This is a genomic window from Microbacterium sp. NPDC078814, assembly GCF_040702645.1.
GTDB lineage: Bacteria > Actinomycetota > Actinomycetes > Actinomycetales > Microbacteriaceae > Microbacterium.
Genome location: NZ_JBFBLT010000008.1, coordinates 102632 through 117258 on the forward strand (window position 1 = coordinate 102632; position 14627 = coordinate 117258).

A 14627-nucleotide genomic window follows, 5' to 3' on the forward strand; every position below is an offset into this window, starting at 1 on the left:
GGAACCATTCCTTCCATGTCGATGGTGCAAGCGCCACTGCCGGCCACGAAGGCGGAGCCCTCCTCCGCCTCCGTGGCCGGCGGCCGGAAGCGTCGCGGTCTCTCGATTGTCACGGCCCGCCCCTGGCTCCTCCTCGCCCCCGGGCTGATCATCCTCGCGGGGCTCATGCTCTGGCCGCTCGTGCAGGTGTTCCTCTACTCGCTGCAGGACTACGGTCTGCGCGAGATCAACACCGGTGAGAGCAACTGGATCGGGCTGGCCAACTACGCCGAGGCGCTCACCAATCCGACCCTGTGGACGGTGGTGCTCCCCAACACGGTCGGCTTCGCCGCCGTCGCGGTGTTCACCACCGTCGCACTCGGAACCCTCGTGGCGCTGCTGCTGGCGCGCCTGGGTACCGTGTGGCGCACCATCGTCTCCAGCTGCATCATGGTCGCGTGGGCGATGCCCGCCGTGACCGGCACGTACGTCTGGACCTTCATCTTCGATGCCGACCGCGGCATCTTCAACAGCGTCCTGCAGGACCTCGGCCTCATCAACGGCCAGGTCAACTGGTTCACCAACCAGTGGTCGTTCTACGCGATCGTGCTGCTGAACGTCGTCCACCACGGCTTCCCGTTCGTGGCCATCACCGTGCTCGCCGGGCTCCTGGGCGTCTCGAAGGAGATGCTCGAGGCGGCGGCGCTCGACGGGGCCGGCGCGTGGCGCCGCTTCTGGAAGATCATCTTCCCGACGCTCAAGCCCGTCTTCTCCGTCGTCATCATCCTGTCGACGATCTGGGACTTCAAGGTCTTCGCGCAGGTGTACCTCATGCCCGGCGGCAGCGGCGGCAACCGTCAGGTGCTCAACCTCGGCGTGTGGTCGTACGTGGAGTCGTTCGGTCAGAACCGCTACGGATTCGGTGCCGCGCTCGCGGTGCTGTTGACCCTCGTCCTGATCGGCATCACGATCGTCTACATCCGCTCCCTCATGAAGGAGGACGAGCTGTGAACCCCCGCCCCAGGCTCCGGTCGCGGATCGGACTCGGCATCGGCGTCGCCGCCGTCCTCGTCTTCACGCTGTTCCCCGTCTACTGGATGGTCTCCAGCGCCTTCGACGCCAAGGCGTCCAGCGGCGGGCAGTCGCTCCTCCCGCAGGAGTTCACGTGGGACAACTTCGCCTTCGTGCTCACGGAGGGCGGCTTCGGCACGTACCTGCGCAACTCGGCGATCGTGGCCCTCGTCACGGTGCTCGTCAGCGCCATCGTCTGCCTGCTCGCGGCGGTCGCCGTCGCGCGCTTCCGCTTCAAGTTCCGCACCACGGTGCTGATGATGATCCTCGTGGTGCAGATGGTGCCGCTCGAGGCACTCGTCATCCCGCTGTTCCTCCAGGTGAAGAGCCTCGGTCTGCTCAACAGCATCATCGGCCTGATGGTCGTCTACGTGGCGCTGTCGCTCGCGTTCGGCATCTGGATGCTGCGCGGCTTCGTCGCGGCCGTCCCGGTCGAGCTCGAAGAGGCCGCCTACATCGACGGCGCGAGCTGGTGGCGGATGTTCCGCTCGATCCTCCTGCCGCTCGTGATGCCCGGTCTCGTCGCGACGAGCATCTTCAGCTTCATCACGGCGTGGAACGAGTTCATCTTCGCCATGACGATCCTCGGCGCGCAGACCGACCAGTACACGGTCTCGATCGGCCTCAAGTCGTTCTTCGGCCTGTACTCCAACGACTGGGGCAGCATCATGGCCGCCTCGACGATCATCACCGTGCCCGTCATGATCTTCTTCGTCATCGTGCAGCGCCGGCTCTCCGCCGGCATGGTCGCGGGGGCGGTGAAGGGATGACCGACGAGCTCGAGCGCCTCGCGAACGGCGTGCTCTGGCCCGGATTCCTCGGCACCACGGCCCCCGCCTGGCTCGTGGAGGAGCTGCGCGACGGCCTGGCCGGTGTCGTGTACTTCGGCCAGAACGTCGGCGAGGGACTGCCCGCGCTGAGCGCGCAGATCCTGAACGCGAACCCGGACGCCCTGATCGGCGTCGACGAGGAGGGCGGCAGCGTCACGCGCCTGGAGTCCGGGAGCGGCTCCACCCTCCCCGGGGCCGCGCAGCTCGGCGCCCTCGACGACGTCGTCGCATCGGAGCGGACCGGGGCGGAACTCGCCCGCCGCGTGCGCGCCGTCGGGGCGAACGTCGTGCTCGGTCCGGTCGCCGACGTCAACACCGACCCGCGCAACCCCGTCATCGGCGTGCGCTCGTTCGGGTCCGAGGAGGCGCTGGTGACGCGTCACGTCGTCGCCACGGTCGACGGCATCCAGGACGGCGGGGCGGCCGCGTGCGTCAAGCACTTCCCCGGTCACGGCGACACCCACCTCGACTCCCACCACGCACTGCCCGAGATCGCGCTCGACGTGGCCGAGTACGAGCGCGTACACCTCGAGCCGTTCCGCGCCGCCGTGGAGGCGGGGGTGGACGCGATCATGACCGCGCACATCGTCGTCCCCGCGTGGGGCGCGCAGCCGTCCACCCTCAACCCGCGCGTGCTCGGCATGCTGCGGGAGTGGGGCTTCCAGGGCGTCATCATCACCGACGCGCTGGACATGGCCGCGATCCGCGAGACCGTCGGACTCGGCGGGGGCGCCGCCCTCGCTCTGGCCGCCGGCGCCGACCTGCTGTGCATCGGCAACCCGACCAACCCCGGCGAGGCCGCTCTTCCCGACCAGGACCGGCGCGACTTCCTCGCCGCCCGCGACGGGATCGTCGCCGCGCTGCGGGACGGCTCGCTCTCCCGGGAGCGCGTCGAGGAGGCCGCCGCGCGGGTGTCGGCTCTCGCGACCCGGCTGCGCACGAGCGCGACCTCGGACGAGGAAGCTGCCGCGTTCGACGCCGCCGAGATCGTCCGCCGGTCCGTGTCGCTCGCCGGCGATGCCCCCGAGGCCGCGGAGGCCCTGGCGGTGATCGATGCCCGCCGTCGCTCGACGCTCGCGGTCGACAGCGCCGCCTCGTACGTCGCGGAGGCGCTCGCGGGAGACGGCATCCGCGTGCGGCTCGACGTGGCCGCACGGCCCGTGGTCGAGCAGGACGCCGTGATCGACGAGGTCGCCGCGGCGACCGGCACGACGGTCGTCCTCGTGGATCGACCGGATGCGGAGCCGGCGCAGCGGGCGCTGATCGAGCGGACCGCGCTCCGGGACCCGGATGCGGTCGTGGTGAACGTCGGCCTGCCCGTGCAGGAGCCGCTGCCGCTGCCCACCGTCGAGGTCGGCGCGGCCAGCCGGCTCGGCGCCCAGACCGCGCGGGACGCGCTGCTCGGCCGCTTCCGGCCGCGACAGAGGACGACCGCCGCCGGTTGAGACGGGATCAGCGCATGGACGACGACGTTCTGGCCGTGGTGCGGCGCTCCCTCCCCAAGCTCAGCGCGGCGGAGGGACGCGTCGCCGAGAGGATCCTCGGCGACCCCACCCTCGTGGTGGACCTCGCGATCAACGATCTCGCGCAGCTCTGCCAGACCTCGCTGTCGACCGTCGCCCGCTTCGCGCAGTCGCTCGGCTACAGCGGCTACCGGGAGCTGAGGGTCGCCGTCGCGCGGGCGGTCACCCTGGCCCAGGCGCAGCAGGCCCGGTTCGGACTCGACTCCACGGCGATCGACCGCGACGACGGCCCGGCCGCGATCGCCGCGAAGCTCGCGGCCCAGGAGATCGACGCGATCGAGAAGACCGCCCGGGCTCTCGATGCGGACGCCCTCGACCGGGTCGCGCGGGCGGTGGTCGTGGCGCGGCACATCGACCTGTTCGGGCAGGCGGCGTCATCGCTGACGGCCCAGGACCTGCAGCTCAAGCTCTCCCGGATCGGCTGCTCCGTGACCCACTCGGCCGATCCGCATCTCGCGGTCACCGCGGCCGCGCTGCGGTCCTCCGCCGATGTGGCGATCGCCTTCTCGCACGGCGGCGAGACGGCCGAGACGGTCCGTGCCCTGGAGGTCGCCCGGGCTGCGGGCGCCCTTGCGGTGGCCGTGACGGGCGCGGCCGACTCCCCGCTCGCGGCCCTCGCCGACGTCGTGCTCCTCAGCCAGGCCCAGGAGTCGCCGTTCCGGATGGCCGCCATGTCGAGCCGGATCGCGCAGCTCGCGCTCATCGACGTGCTGTTCGTGCGCATCGTGCAGCACCGGGGCGAGCACGTCGCGGTGTCCCTGCAGCGCACGCACGACGCGGTCCCGCCACGGCGCTGGCACCCCGCGGACTGAGCCGCCGCCTGCTCAGTCGACGTGGTCGCGTGTGCTGGCGATCGCGCGCGTCGCGATGCGGTGGGCGCGGGCCAGGCTCCCGTGCAGCGTCAGGCCGGTGAGGACGCCGGCGAGGAAGCCGGCGGCGAACGCGTCGCCCGCGCCGATCGTCTCCACGACCGGTGCATCGAGAGCCTCGCTGCCCACCCGGTCCGCGCCGTCGAACGCCACGGCGCCGGCGGGGTCGGTCACGACCAGGTAGCGCGGCTCGGGGAACAGCGCCCGCAGCTCGTCCGGTGCGCTCGTGCCGAACACGGCCTCGGCGTCGGGGCGGGTGCAGAACAGGACGTCGGCGCGGTGGGCGAGATCGGTGAGGACGGCGCGTCCCTCGTCCTCGCGGCCCCGCCACAGCGCGGGGCGCCAGTTCAGATCGAAGCTGACGAGACGGCCCGGTCCCGGCGCCGCGACCAGGGCCTCCTGGGCGGCGCGTGCGGAGGGCGAGAGCGCGGGCGTGATGCCGGAGGTGTGCACGAGGGCCGCTGCGGCGAGCAGGTCCACCGCCACGGGCGACTCCAGCGAGGCCGGCGACAGCGCCGCCGCGGCCGACCCGGCGCGGTAGTAGTGCATCGTCCCCTCCACGGCGCCGTCCGCCCGCGGGGAGAGCTCCTTGACGTAGAGGCCCGTCGGTGCGATCGGGTCGATCTCCACAGCCTGATCGTCGACGCCGTGCGCGCGGAGCTCGGCGGTGAGGAAGCGTCCGAAGCCGTCGTCACCGACGCGGGACACGACCGCGGTGCGGATGCCGGCGGAGGACAGCGCGATCGCGGTGTTCCATTCGGCCCCGGCGAGGGAGCGGTGGAACGTGCGGCAGGTCTCGAGCGGTCCGGCGGTGGCGGCGACGAGGGCGACCAGGCCCTCGCCCAGGCACACGACGCGGGGAGTGGTGTCCGGCACGTTCTGGACATTACCGGATCGACGGCGGTGCCGCGTCGATACCGGATCGCAACCTCGGACTCTTGGCATCGGCCGGACCGCTGGGTACCTTCGAGGAATCACCGTCTCCGCGGCGACGATGCCCGGAGACGCGCAAGGAAGCGCCCGACAGGGAAGGTCATACACACATGCACCAGTCAGCCATGCCTCGGCGAGGACTCGCCGCCGTCACCGGAGCGACCATCACCGCTCTCGCACTCGCCGGATGCGTCGCCAGCGAGCGCGGGGACAACGGGTCGGAAGGATCGGGTGACGTCGACGGCACCTTCGTCTTCGCCGCCTCGTCGGATCCCGCGAGCCTCGACCCGGCGTTCGCGCAGGACGGCGAGACCTTCCGCGTCTCCCGCCAGATCTTCGAGGGTCTGGTGGGCACGGAGCCCGGCACGGCCGACCCGGCGCCGCTGCTGGCGGAGTCGTGGGAGTCGTCCGAGGACGGCATGTCCCACACGTTCGCGCTGAAGGAGGGCGTGACCTTCCAGGACGGCACGCCGTTCAACGCCGAGGCCGTCTGCGCCAACTTCGACCGCTGGTACAACTGGACCGGTCTCGCCGCCTCCGAGGCCTTCGGGTACTACTACAACAAGCTCTTCAAGGGCTACGCCTCCAACCCGGAGGACGCGGTCTACAAGTCCTGCACGCCCGACGGCGAGAACTCCGTCACGATCGAGCTGAACAAGCCGTTCGCCGGCTTCATCGCCTCGCTGTCGCTCCCGGCCTTCGGCATGCAGAGCCCCTCGGCGATGCAGGAGTTCGGCGCGGACGAGGTCGGCGGCACCGCCGAGGCCCCGCAGCTGTCCGAGTACGCCATGGGCCACCCGGTCGGCACGGGCCCCTACCAGTTCGAGGAGTGGGCGCCGGGCGAGCAGGTCACGCTCAAGGCCTACGACGACTACTGGGGCGAGGCCGGACAGATCGACGAGATCATCTTCCGCACCATCGACGACCCGACGGCGCGTCGCCAGGCGCTCGAGTCGGGCTCCATCGACGGCTACGACCTCGTGGGCCCCGCCGACACGAAGGCGCTGGAGGAGGACGACTTCACCATGGTGTCGCGTCCCCCGTTCACGATCCTCTACCTCGCCTTCAACCAGGCGATCCCGGAGCTGCAGGACCCGAAGGTGCGCGAGGCGCTGTCCTACGCGATCGACAAGGACGCCCTGATCAGCCAGGTCCTCCCGGAGGGCACCGAGAAGGCGACGCAGTTCGTCCCGCCGGTGGTCAACGGCTACAACGACGAGGTCACGACCTACGACTACGACCCGGAGAAGGCCAAGGAGCTGCTCGCGGAGGCCGGCTACGACGAGGCGAACCCGCTGTCGCTGGACTTCAACTACCCGGTCAACGTCTCGCGTCCGTACATGCCGGACCCCGAGCAGATCTACACCGTCCTGTCCTCGCAGCTCTCGGAGGTCGGCGTGGAGACCACTCCGGTCTCCGAGGAGTGGGTCGAGTACCTCGACCGCACCACCGGCACTTCCGACCACGGCATCCACCTGCTGGGCTGGACCGGCGACTACAACGACACGGACAACTTCGTCGGTGTGTTCTTCGGCCAGCAGAGCTCGGAGTGGGGCTTCGACAACCCGGAGCTCTTCCAGGCGCTGACCGAGGCGCGCGGGGTCTCCAACCTCGACGACCAGACGGCGCTCTACGAGGACATCAACGAGATGGTCGCGGAGTTCATCCCGGGCGTCCCGCTCGCCCACCCGGCGCCGACGCTCGCCTTCGACCCGCGCGTCGAGAGCTACCCCGCCAGCCCGGTGAACGACGAGGTCTTCACGGACATCGTCCTCACGAAGTAGGCCTGACCATTTGATATGCCGAGCCCCGGTTCCGCCTCGCGGGACCGGGGCACGGCGTACCTTCTGATCGACGGAGAACTCTGTGCTGCGCACCATCGGCAGGCGACTGCTGTTCCTCATCCCCACCCTGTTCGGGCTCAGCATCCTGCTGTTCGCCTGGGTCAGGGCCCTCCCCGGCGGCCCCGCGGTCGCCCTCCTCGGCGAGAAGGCCACCCCCGAGGCCATCGCCAGGGTCAACGAGCTCTACGGCTTCAACAAGCCCCTCATCGAGCAGTACTTCATCTGGGTCACGCGCCTGCTGCAGGGCGACTTCGGCACGTCCATCCAGACCAACCGGGCGGTCACGGAGGAGTTCCTCCGCCGCTTCCCCGCGACGATCGAGCTGAGCGTCGCGGCGCTCATCTTCGCGGTGGGCGTCGGCATCCCGCTCGGGTACTGGGCGGCCCGCCGCCACGGCAAGTTCACCGACCACGCGTCGGTCGTGCTGAGCCTCATCGGGATCACGATCCCGGTCTTCTTCCTGGCCTTCATCCTCAAGTACGTCTTCGCCGTGCAGCTGGGGTGGCTCCCCTCGGACGGCCGGCAGGACCCCCGGATCGATGCCACCCATCCCACCGGCTTCTACGTCTGGGACGGCATCATCACGGGGGAGTTCGACGCCGCGTGGGATGCGATCCTCCATCTGATCCTCCCGGCGCTCGCGCTCGGCACCATCCCGCTCGCGATCATCGTCCGCATCACCAGGGCGAGCGTGCTGGAGGTGCAGAACGCCGACTACGTGCGGACGGGGCGGGCGAAGGGCGTGGGCTCCGGCACGCTGCGCAGCCGGTTCATCCTCCGCAACGCCATGCTCCCCGTCATCACGACGATCGGCCTGCAGACCGGACTCCTCATCTCGGGGGCGGTGCTCACCGAGACCGTGTTCGCCTTCCCCGGCATCGGATCGTTCCTCGCGCGCGCCATCTTCACGCGCGACTTCCCGGTGCTGCAGGGGTTCATCATCTTCATCGCGATCGCCTACGCCCTCATCAACCTGGCCGTGGACGTGTCGTACAGCCTCATCGATCCGAGAGTGAGGGTGCAGTGATGTCCTCCTCCCTCATCCGAAAGGAGGCGCTCGCATGAGCATCGCCCTCCCACCCGCACAGGGGCCGTCCGCCGAGAGCGGCGGCAGCATCGACACCGTCGCCATCGCCCAGGCCGACCTCAAGGAGAGCGGCGGCGGGTTCTGGCGCGACGTGTTCCGCCGGCTCCGCCGCAATCCGACGGCGTGGATCGGCGCCGTCATCGTGCTCCTCTTCCTCCTCGTCGCGGTGCTCGCGCCGGTCCTCGCTCCGTACCCCGAGACCGCGCTCCCCGGGGCGAAGGAGATCACGCCGACGCACATCCCCGGCCCGGGGGAGCTGCCGCAGTTCCCCCTCGGTCTGGACCGGTTCGGCGGCGACGTGCTGTCCAAGCTCATCTGGGGCGCTCAGGCGTCGCTGCTGATCGGCGTCGTCTCCACTGCGATGGGTCTCGTCGGCGGCATGATCCTCGGACTCCTCGCCGGCACGTTCGGAGGCTGGGTCGACACCGTCATCATGCGCGTCGTCGACATCATCCTCTCGGTGCCGAACCTCCTGCTGGCGGTGTCGATCGCCGCGATCCTCGGACAGACGCCGTACGCCGTGATGATCGCCATCGGGGCCTCCCAGGTGCCGATCTTCGCGCGCCTGCTGCGGGCGTCCATGCTCCAGCAGCGCTCCAGCGACTACGTGCTCTCGGCGCAGACGCTCGGCCTCGGCCGCGGCCGGATCACGATGTCGCACGTCCTCCCGAACGCGATCGGGCCTGTGATCGTGCAGGGCACCCTGACCCTCGCGACCGCCGTGATCGATGCGGCGGCGCTGTCGTTCCTCGGTCTCGGCGGCGGCGGCCCCGCGACGGCCGAGTGGGGTCGCATGCTCACGTACGCGCAGGCGGAGCTGGCGATCGCCCCGTGGCTGGCGTTCCTCCCCGGCATCTGCATCGCCGTCACCGCACTCGGCTTCACCCTGCTCGGTGAGGCCCTGCGCGAGGCCATGGACCCGAGGACGAGGGCACGATGAACATCCGCGACGAGGGCGCCGTGCGCGCCGCGAAGGAGAACGGCATGGCGGACCAGCCCCTGCTGTCGGTCGAGGGCCTGGCGGTGGACTTCGCCACCATGGACGGCGTCGTGCACGCCGTCGAGGGCGTCGACCTCGAGATCCGCCCCGGGGAGACCGTGGCGATCGTCGGCGAGTCCGGTTCCGGCAAGTCGACCACCGCGATGGCGATCATCGGGCTGCTCGCAGGCGGAGGGAAGGTGGCCGCCGGCAGCATCAAGCTCGACGGACGCGACATCTCCCGTGCCTCCGAGAACGAGCTGCGATCGATCCGCGGACGGGACATCGGGCTCGTGCCGCAGGACCCCATGTCGAACCTCAATCCGGTTGCGAAGATCGGCACCCAGGTCGCCGAGACGCTGCTCGCCCACGGCCTCGCCACCCGGCAGAACGTGCAGTCCAAGGTCGTCGAGGCGCTGACCGCGGCCGGTCTTCCCGATCCGGAGCGTCGGGCCAAGCAGTACCCGCACGAGTTCTCCGGCGGCATGCGCCAGCGGGCGCTCATCGCCATCGGGCTGGCGTGCAAGCCGCGACTGCTCATCGCGGACGAGCCCACCAGTGCCCTGGACGTGACGGTGCAGCAGACCATCCTCGACCAGATCGGCGAGATGACGAGGGAGCTGGGCACCGCCGTGCTCCTCATCACGCACGACCTCGGGCTCGCCGCGGAGCGGGCCGAGCGCGTGATCGTGATGCACCGCGGCAAGGTCGTCGAGCAAGGGCCGGCGCGGCGGATCCTCGAGGACCCGCAGCACCCGTACACCCAGTCGCTCGTGAAGGCGGCGCCGTCGGTGGCGGTGGCCCGGCTTCGTCCTGAGGCCTTCGTCCGGGACGCTTCGACAGGCTCAGCGACCCACAGTGAGTCTGGGTCCCTGAGCTCGTCGAAGGGCAACATCGTCGAGATCGAGAACCTCACGAAGGTGTACCCCGTGCGCGGCAAGCACGAGGACTTCGTGGCCGTCGACGACGTCTCGCTCGCGATCCCGCGCGGGGAGACCGTCGCGATCGTGGGGGAGTCCGGATCGGGCAAGACGACGACTGCGCGCATGCTGCTCAAGGTGATCGAGCCCACGAGCGGCCTCATCCGCTACGAGGGCAAGGACATCTCGACGCTCAGTCGTGCGGAGACGAAGGACTTCCGGCAGCGGGTGCAGCCGATCTTCCAGGATCCGTACTCCAGCCTGAACCCCATGTTCACGATCGAGCGCCTGATCGCGGAGCCCCTGGAGTTCTACAAGCGGGGGAGCGGGGCCGACCGGCGCAAGCGCGTGCGGCAGCTCCTGGACGACGTCGCGCTGCCGCAGTCGATGCTGCGGCGCTACCCGTCCGAGCTCTCCGGCGGGCAGCGTCAGCGTGTGGCGATCGCGCGAGCGCTGGCACTGTCGCCGGATCTCATCGTGTGCGACGAGCCCGTGTCGGCGCTGGACGTGCTCGTGCAGGACCAGATCCTGCGGCTGCTGGGCGACCTCCAGCGCGAGTACGGCCTGAGCTACCTGTTCATCTCGCACGACCTCGCGGTGGTGCGGCTCATCAGCGACTACGTGTGCGTGATGAAGGACGGGAAGCTCGTGGAGGCCGCGTCGTCGGAGGAGATCTTCACGAATCCTCGCGACCCCTACACGCGCCGCCTCCTCGCCTCGATCCCCGGCAACGAGCTCAACATCGCGTCCTGACCCGAGACCCCGGTTTCGCGTCCAAACCCCGCCCTGCCTCCGCGGCGAGGGCGGGGTTTCGGCGCGCAGGCGGGGTCTCGGCGGTCCCATTACCGCAGCATCGAAGATTGGTCAAGGATTGCGCTTGCCATGTCGCGAGATCGCGTCTATAGTTGGTAGTTGCGCTCGCTTCTCCCTGCCCTCATATGGTGGTCGGCATCTCGTGAGCTTCTGAGCGCACTCCACCTGACGACAAAGGAATCGAGAAGCCCTGCGGGGCTCACGGAGGTTATTCCCTTGGCTGCTGCTCCCAACGCATCCACATCCACCACCACCAAGAACGGACGCGGAGCTTCCCGTCTCTCGTTCGCCAAGATCTCCGACACGCTGACGGTCCCCGACCTTCTCGCCCTGCAGACCGAGTCCTTCGGTTGGCTGGTCGGCAACGACGCCTGGAAGGCGCGCGTGGCCGAGGCCAAGGCCGCCGGTCGCACCGACGTGAACGAGAACAGCGGTCTGGGCGAGATCTTCGAGGAGATCTCCCCGATCGAGGACCTCGGCGAGACGATGCAGCTGTCGTTCACGAACCCGTACCTCGAGCCCGAGAAGTACTCCATCGAGGAGTGCAAGGAGCGTGGCAAGACCTACGCGGCCCCGCTCTACGTCGAGGCCGAGTTCATGAACCACCTCACGGGTGAGATCAAGACCCAGACGGTCTTCATGGGCGACTTCCCGCTCCAGACCGACAAGGGCACGTTCATCATCAACGGCTCCGAGCGCGTCGTCGTCTCGCAGCTCGTGCGCTCGCCGGGTGTCTACTTCGACAAGACCCCCGACAAGACGAGTGACAAGGACATCGTCTCGGCGCGCGTCATCCCGAGCCGCGGTGCCTGGCTCGAGTTCGAGATCGACAAGCGCGACCAGGTCGGCGTCCGCGTCGACCGCAAGCGCAAGCAGTCCGTGACGGTCTTCCTCAAGGCGCTGGGCATGACCAGCGAGGAGATCCTCGAGGAGTTCGCCGGCTACACCTCCATCGAGGAGACGCTCGCGAAGGACACGATCGTCACCAAGGAAGACGCGCTGCGCGACATCTACCGCAAGCTGCGTCCGGGCGAGCAGGTGGCCGCCGAGGCCGCCCGCGCGCTGCTCGACAACTTCTACTTCAACCCGAAGCGCTACGACCTCGCCAAGGTCGGCCGGTACAAGATCAACCACAAGCTGGGTCTCGACACCCCGCTGACGGAGTCGGTGCTGACGGTGCAGGACATCGTCGCCACGATCAAGTACCTCGTGCGTCTGCACGCGGGCACCGAGGAGACCTTCGAGGGCATCCGCGGCGGCAAGAAGACCGAGATCCGCCTCGCGACCGACGACATCGACAACTTCGGCAACCGTCGCATCCGCGCGGTCGGCGAGCTCATCCAGAACCAGGTCCGCACGGGTCTGTCCCGTATGGAGCGCGTCGTCCGCGAGCGCATGACCACGCAGGACATCGAGGCCATCACGCCGCAGACCCTGATCAACGTGCGCCCCGTCGTCGCCGCGATCAAGGAGTTCTTCGGAACCTCGCAGCTGTCGCAGTTCATGGACCAGAACAACCCGCTCGCGGGTCTGACCAACAAGCGCCGTCTGTCGGCTCTCGGCCCCGGTGGTCTGAGCCGTGACCGTGCCGGCGTCGAGGTCCGTGACGTCCACCCCTCGCACTACGGCCGCATGTGCCCGATCGAGACGCCGGAAGGCCCGAACATCGGTCTGATCGGTGCGCTCGCGACCTTCGCGCGCATCAACTCGTTCGGCTTCATCGAGACCCCGTACCGCAAGGTCGTCGACGGTGTCGTGACCGACCAGATCGACTACCTGACCGCCTCCGAGGAGGTCGACTTCAACATCGCGCAGGCCAACGCGCCGCTCGACGCGAAGGGTCGCTTCCGCGAGAGCCACGTGCTCGCGCGCCCCAAGGGCGGCAGCGGTGAGGTCGACCTGTTCCTCCCGGAGGAGATCGGCTACATCGACGTCTCGCCGCGCCAGATGGTGTCGGTCGCGACCTCGCTCGTGCCCTTCCTCGAGCACGACGACGCGCAGCGCGCGCTCATGGGCGCCAACATGCAGCGTCAGGCCGTGCCGCTGCTCCGCAGCGACTCGCCGCTCGTCGGAACCGGTATGGAGGGCTACACGGCCATCGACGCCGGTGACGTGATCACCGCCGAGAAGGCCGGTGTCGTCTCCGAGGTCTCCGCGGACCGCGTCGTCGTCATGCTCGACGAGGGCGGCACGCAGGAGTACCACCTGCGCAAGTTCGACCGCTCGAACCAGGGCACCTCCTACAACCAGAAGGTCGTCGTCTCGGCCGGTGAGCGCGTCGAGGTCGGAGAGGTCATCGCCGATGGCCCCGCCACCGAGAACGGCGAGCTGGCCCTCGGGAAGAACCTCCTCGTCGCGTTCATGACGTGGGAGGGCTACAACTTCGAGGACGCCATCATCCTGAGCCAGGACCTGGTGAAGGACGACACCCTCTCGTCGATCCACATCGAGGAGTACGAGGTCGACGCCCGCGACACCAAGCTCGGCAAGGAGGAGATCACCCGTGACCTCCCCAACGTCAGCCCGGAGCTGCTGAAGGACCTCGACGAGCGCGGCATCATCCGCATCGGCGCCGAGGTCCGCCCCGGCGACATCCTCGTCGGCAAGGTCACGCCGAAGGGTGAGACCGAGCTGTCGGCCGAGGAGCGTCTGCTCCGCGCGATCTTCAACGAGAAGAGCCGCGAGGTCCGCGACACGTCGCTGAAGGTGCCCCACGGTGAGCAGGGCACGATCATCGCGGTCAAGGAGTTCAACGCCGAGGACGGCGACGACGAGCTCGGCTCCGGCGTCAACCGCCGCGTCGTGGTCTACATCGCCCAGAAGCGCAAGATCACCGAGGGCGACAAGCTCGCCGGCCGCCACGGCAACAAGGGTGTCATCGCGAAGATCCTGCCCGTCGAGGACATGCCGTTCCTCGCGGACGGCACCCCGGTGGACATCGTCCTCAACCCGCTCGGCATCCCGGGTCGAATGAACTTCGGCCAGGTCCTCGAGACCCACCTCGGGTGGATCGCGAAGCAGGGCTGGAAGGTCGAGGGCACCCCGGAGTGGGCCGCCAAGCTGCCGCAGCAGGCGTTCGAGGCCGCGCCCGGCACCAAGGTCGCCACCCCGGTGTTCGACGGTGCCAGCGAGGAGGAGATTTCCGGTCTGCTCGACTCGACGCTCCCGACCCGTGACGGCCTCCGCCTGATCGACTCGAGCGGCAAGACGCAGCTGTTCGACGGCCGCTCCGGCGAGCCGTTCCCGGCGCCGATCTCCGTGGGCTACATGTACATCCTGAAGCTCCACCACCTGGTGGACGACAAGATCCACGCCCGCTCCACCGGTCCGTACTCGATGATCACCCAGCAGCCGCTCGGTGGTAAGGCGCAGTTCGGTGGACAGCGCTTCGGTGAGATGGAGGTGTGGGCTCTCGAGGCCTACGGTGCGGCGTACGCCCTCCAGGAGCTCCTCACGATCAAGTCCGATGACATCCTCGGCCGCGTCAAGGTGTACGAGGCCATCGTCAAGGGCGAGAACATCCAGGAGCCCGGCATCCCCGAGTCGTTCAAGGTGCTCATGAAGGAGATGCAGTCGCTCTGCCTGAACGTCGAGGTCCTCTCGGCCGACGGCACGCTGGTCAACCTCCGCGACACCGACGACGAGGCGTTCCGCGCCGCAGAGGAACTCGGTATCAACATCTCCAGCCGCTTCGAGGCCGCCTCGATCGACGAGATCTAATCCTTCGACGGGCTCAGCCGTCCCCGCGACGGCTGAGCCGGTCGAAGCCCAGACTTCTC

10 protein-coding genes are annotated in these 14627 nt (G+C 69.1%); 9 read left to right on the forward strand and 1 reads right to left on the reverse strand.

Annotated elements, in window-relative coordinates; genetic code table 11:
- Positions 1–15: 15 nt before the first annotated feature.
- From AB0300_RS15460 to AB0300_RS15475, 4 genes are read left to right on the forward strand one after another with little or no spacing between them, the layout of a single operon-like run.
- On the forward strand, positions 16–990 hold the full coding sequence (locus AB0300_RS15460) for a sugar ABC transporter permease (protein WP_366216347.1): 975 nt from the start codon (positions 16–18) through the stop codon (positions 988–990).
- Positions 987–1820: a carbohydrate ABC transporter permease gene (locus AB0300_RS15465; protein WP_025104419.1), complete on the forward strand. Its 834-nt coding sequence runs from the start codon at positions 987–989 to the stop codon at positions 1818–1820. Before AB0300_RS15460 ends, AB0300_RS15465 begins: the two co-directional genes overlap by 4 nt.
- Positions 1817–3325: a glycoside hydrolase family 3 N-terminal domain-containing protein gene (locus tag AB0300_RS15470; RefSeq protein WP_366216348.1), complete on the forward strand. Its 1509-nt coding sequence runs from the start codon at positions 1817–1819 to the stop codon at positions 3323–3325. The genes AB0300_RS15465 and AB0300_RS15470 overlap by 4 nt, the downstream gene beginning before the upstream one ends.
- A gap of 14 nt (positions 3326–3339) precedes the next feature.
- Positions 3340–4215, forward strand: coding sequence for a MurR/RpiR family transcriptional regulator (locus tag AB0300_RS15475; protein WP_366216349.1), 876 nt, complete (start codon positions 3340–3342; stop codon positions 4213–4215).
- A gap of 12 nt (positions 4216–4227) precedes the next feature.
- On the opposite strand, the gene AB0300_RS15480 is transcribed toward AB0300_RS15475, so the two are convergent.
- A complete protein-coding gene (locus AB0300_RS15480; protein ID WP_366216350.1) occupies positions 4228–5148 on the reverse strand; it encodes a sugar kinase in 921 nt (306 codons plus the stop codon).
- A gap of 167 nt (positions 5149–5315) precedes the next feature.
- On the opposite strand from AB0300_RS15480, the gene AB0300_RS15485 reads away from it, so the two are divergent.
- The 5 genes from AB0300_RS15485 to AB0300_RS15505 all read left to right on the forward strand — a co-directional run bounded on the left by AB0300_RS15485 (position 5316) and on the right by AB0300_RS15505 (position 14568).
- Entirely contained in the window at positions 5316–6989 is a 1674-nt protein-coding gene (locus AB0300_RS15485) for an ABC transporter substrate-binding protein (protein ID WP_366216351.1), read from the forward strand.
- An 82-nt stretch (positions 6990–7071) separates the two neighbouring features.
- Positions 7072–8076: an ABC transporter permease gene (locus tag AB0300_RS15490; RefSeq protein WP_366216352.1), complete on the forward strand. Its 1005-nt coding sequence runs from the start codon at positions 7072–7074 to the stop codon at positions 8074–8076.
- Between the two features lie 34 nt (positions 8077–8110).
- Positions 8111–9076, forward strand: coding sequence for an ABC transporter permease (locus AB0300_RS15495; protein ID WP_025104413.1), 966 nt, complete (start codon positions 8111–8113; stop codon positions 9074–9076).
- A complete protein-coding gene (locus AB0300_RS15500) occupies positions 9073–10788 on the forward strand; it encodes an ABC transporter ATP-binding protein (RefSeq protein WP_366216353.1) in 1716 nt (571 codons plus the stop codon). The genes AB0300_RS15495 and AB0300_RS15500 overlap by 4 nt, the downstream gene beginning before the upstream one ends.
- A 276-nt stretch (positions 10789–11064) precedes the next feature.
- Positions 11065–14568, forward strand: coding sequence for a DNA-directed RNA polymerase subunit beta (locus tag AB0300_RS15505; RefSeq protein ID WP_025104411.1), 3504 nt, complete (start codon positions 11065–11067; stop codon positions 14566–14568).
- Positions 14569–14627: the final 59 nt, after the last annotated feature.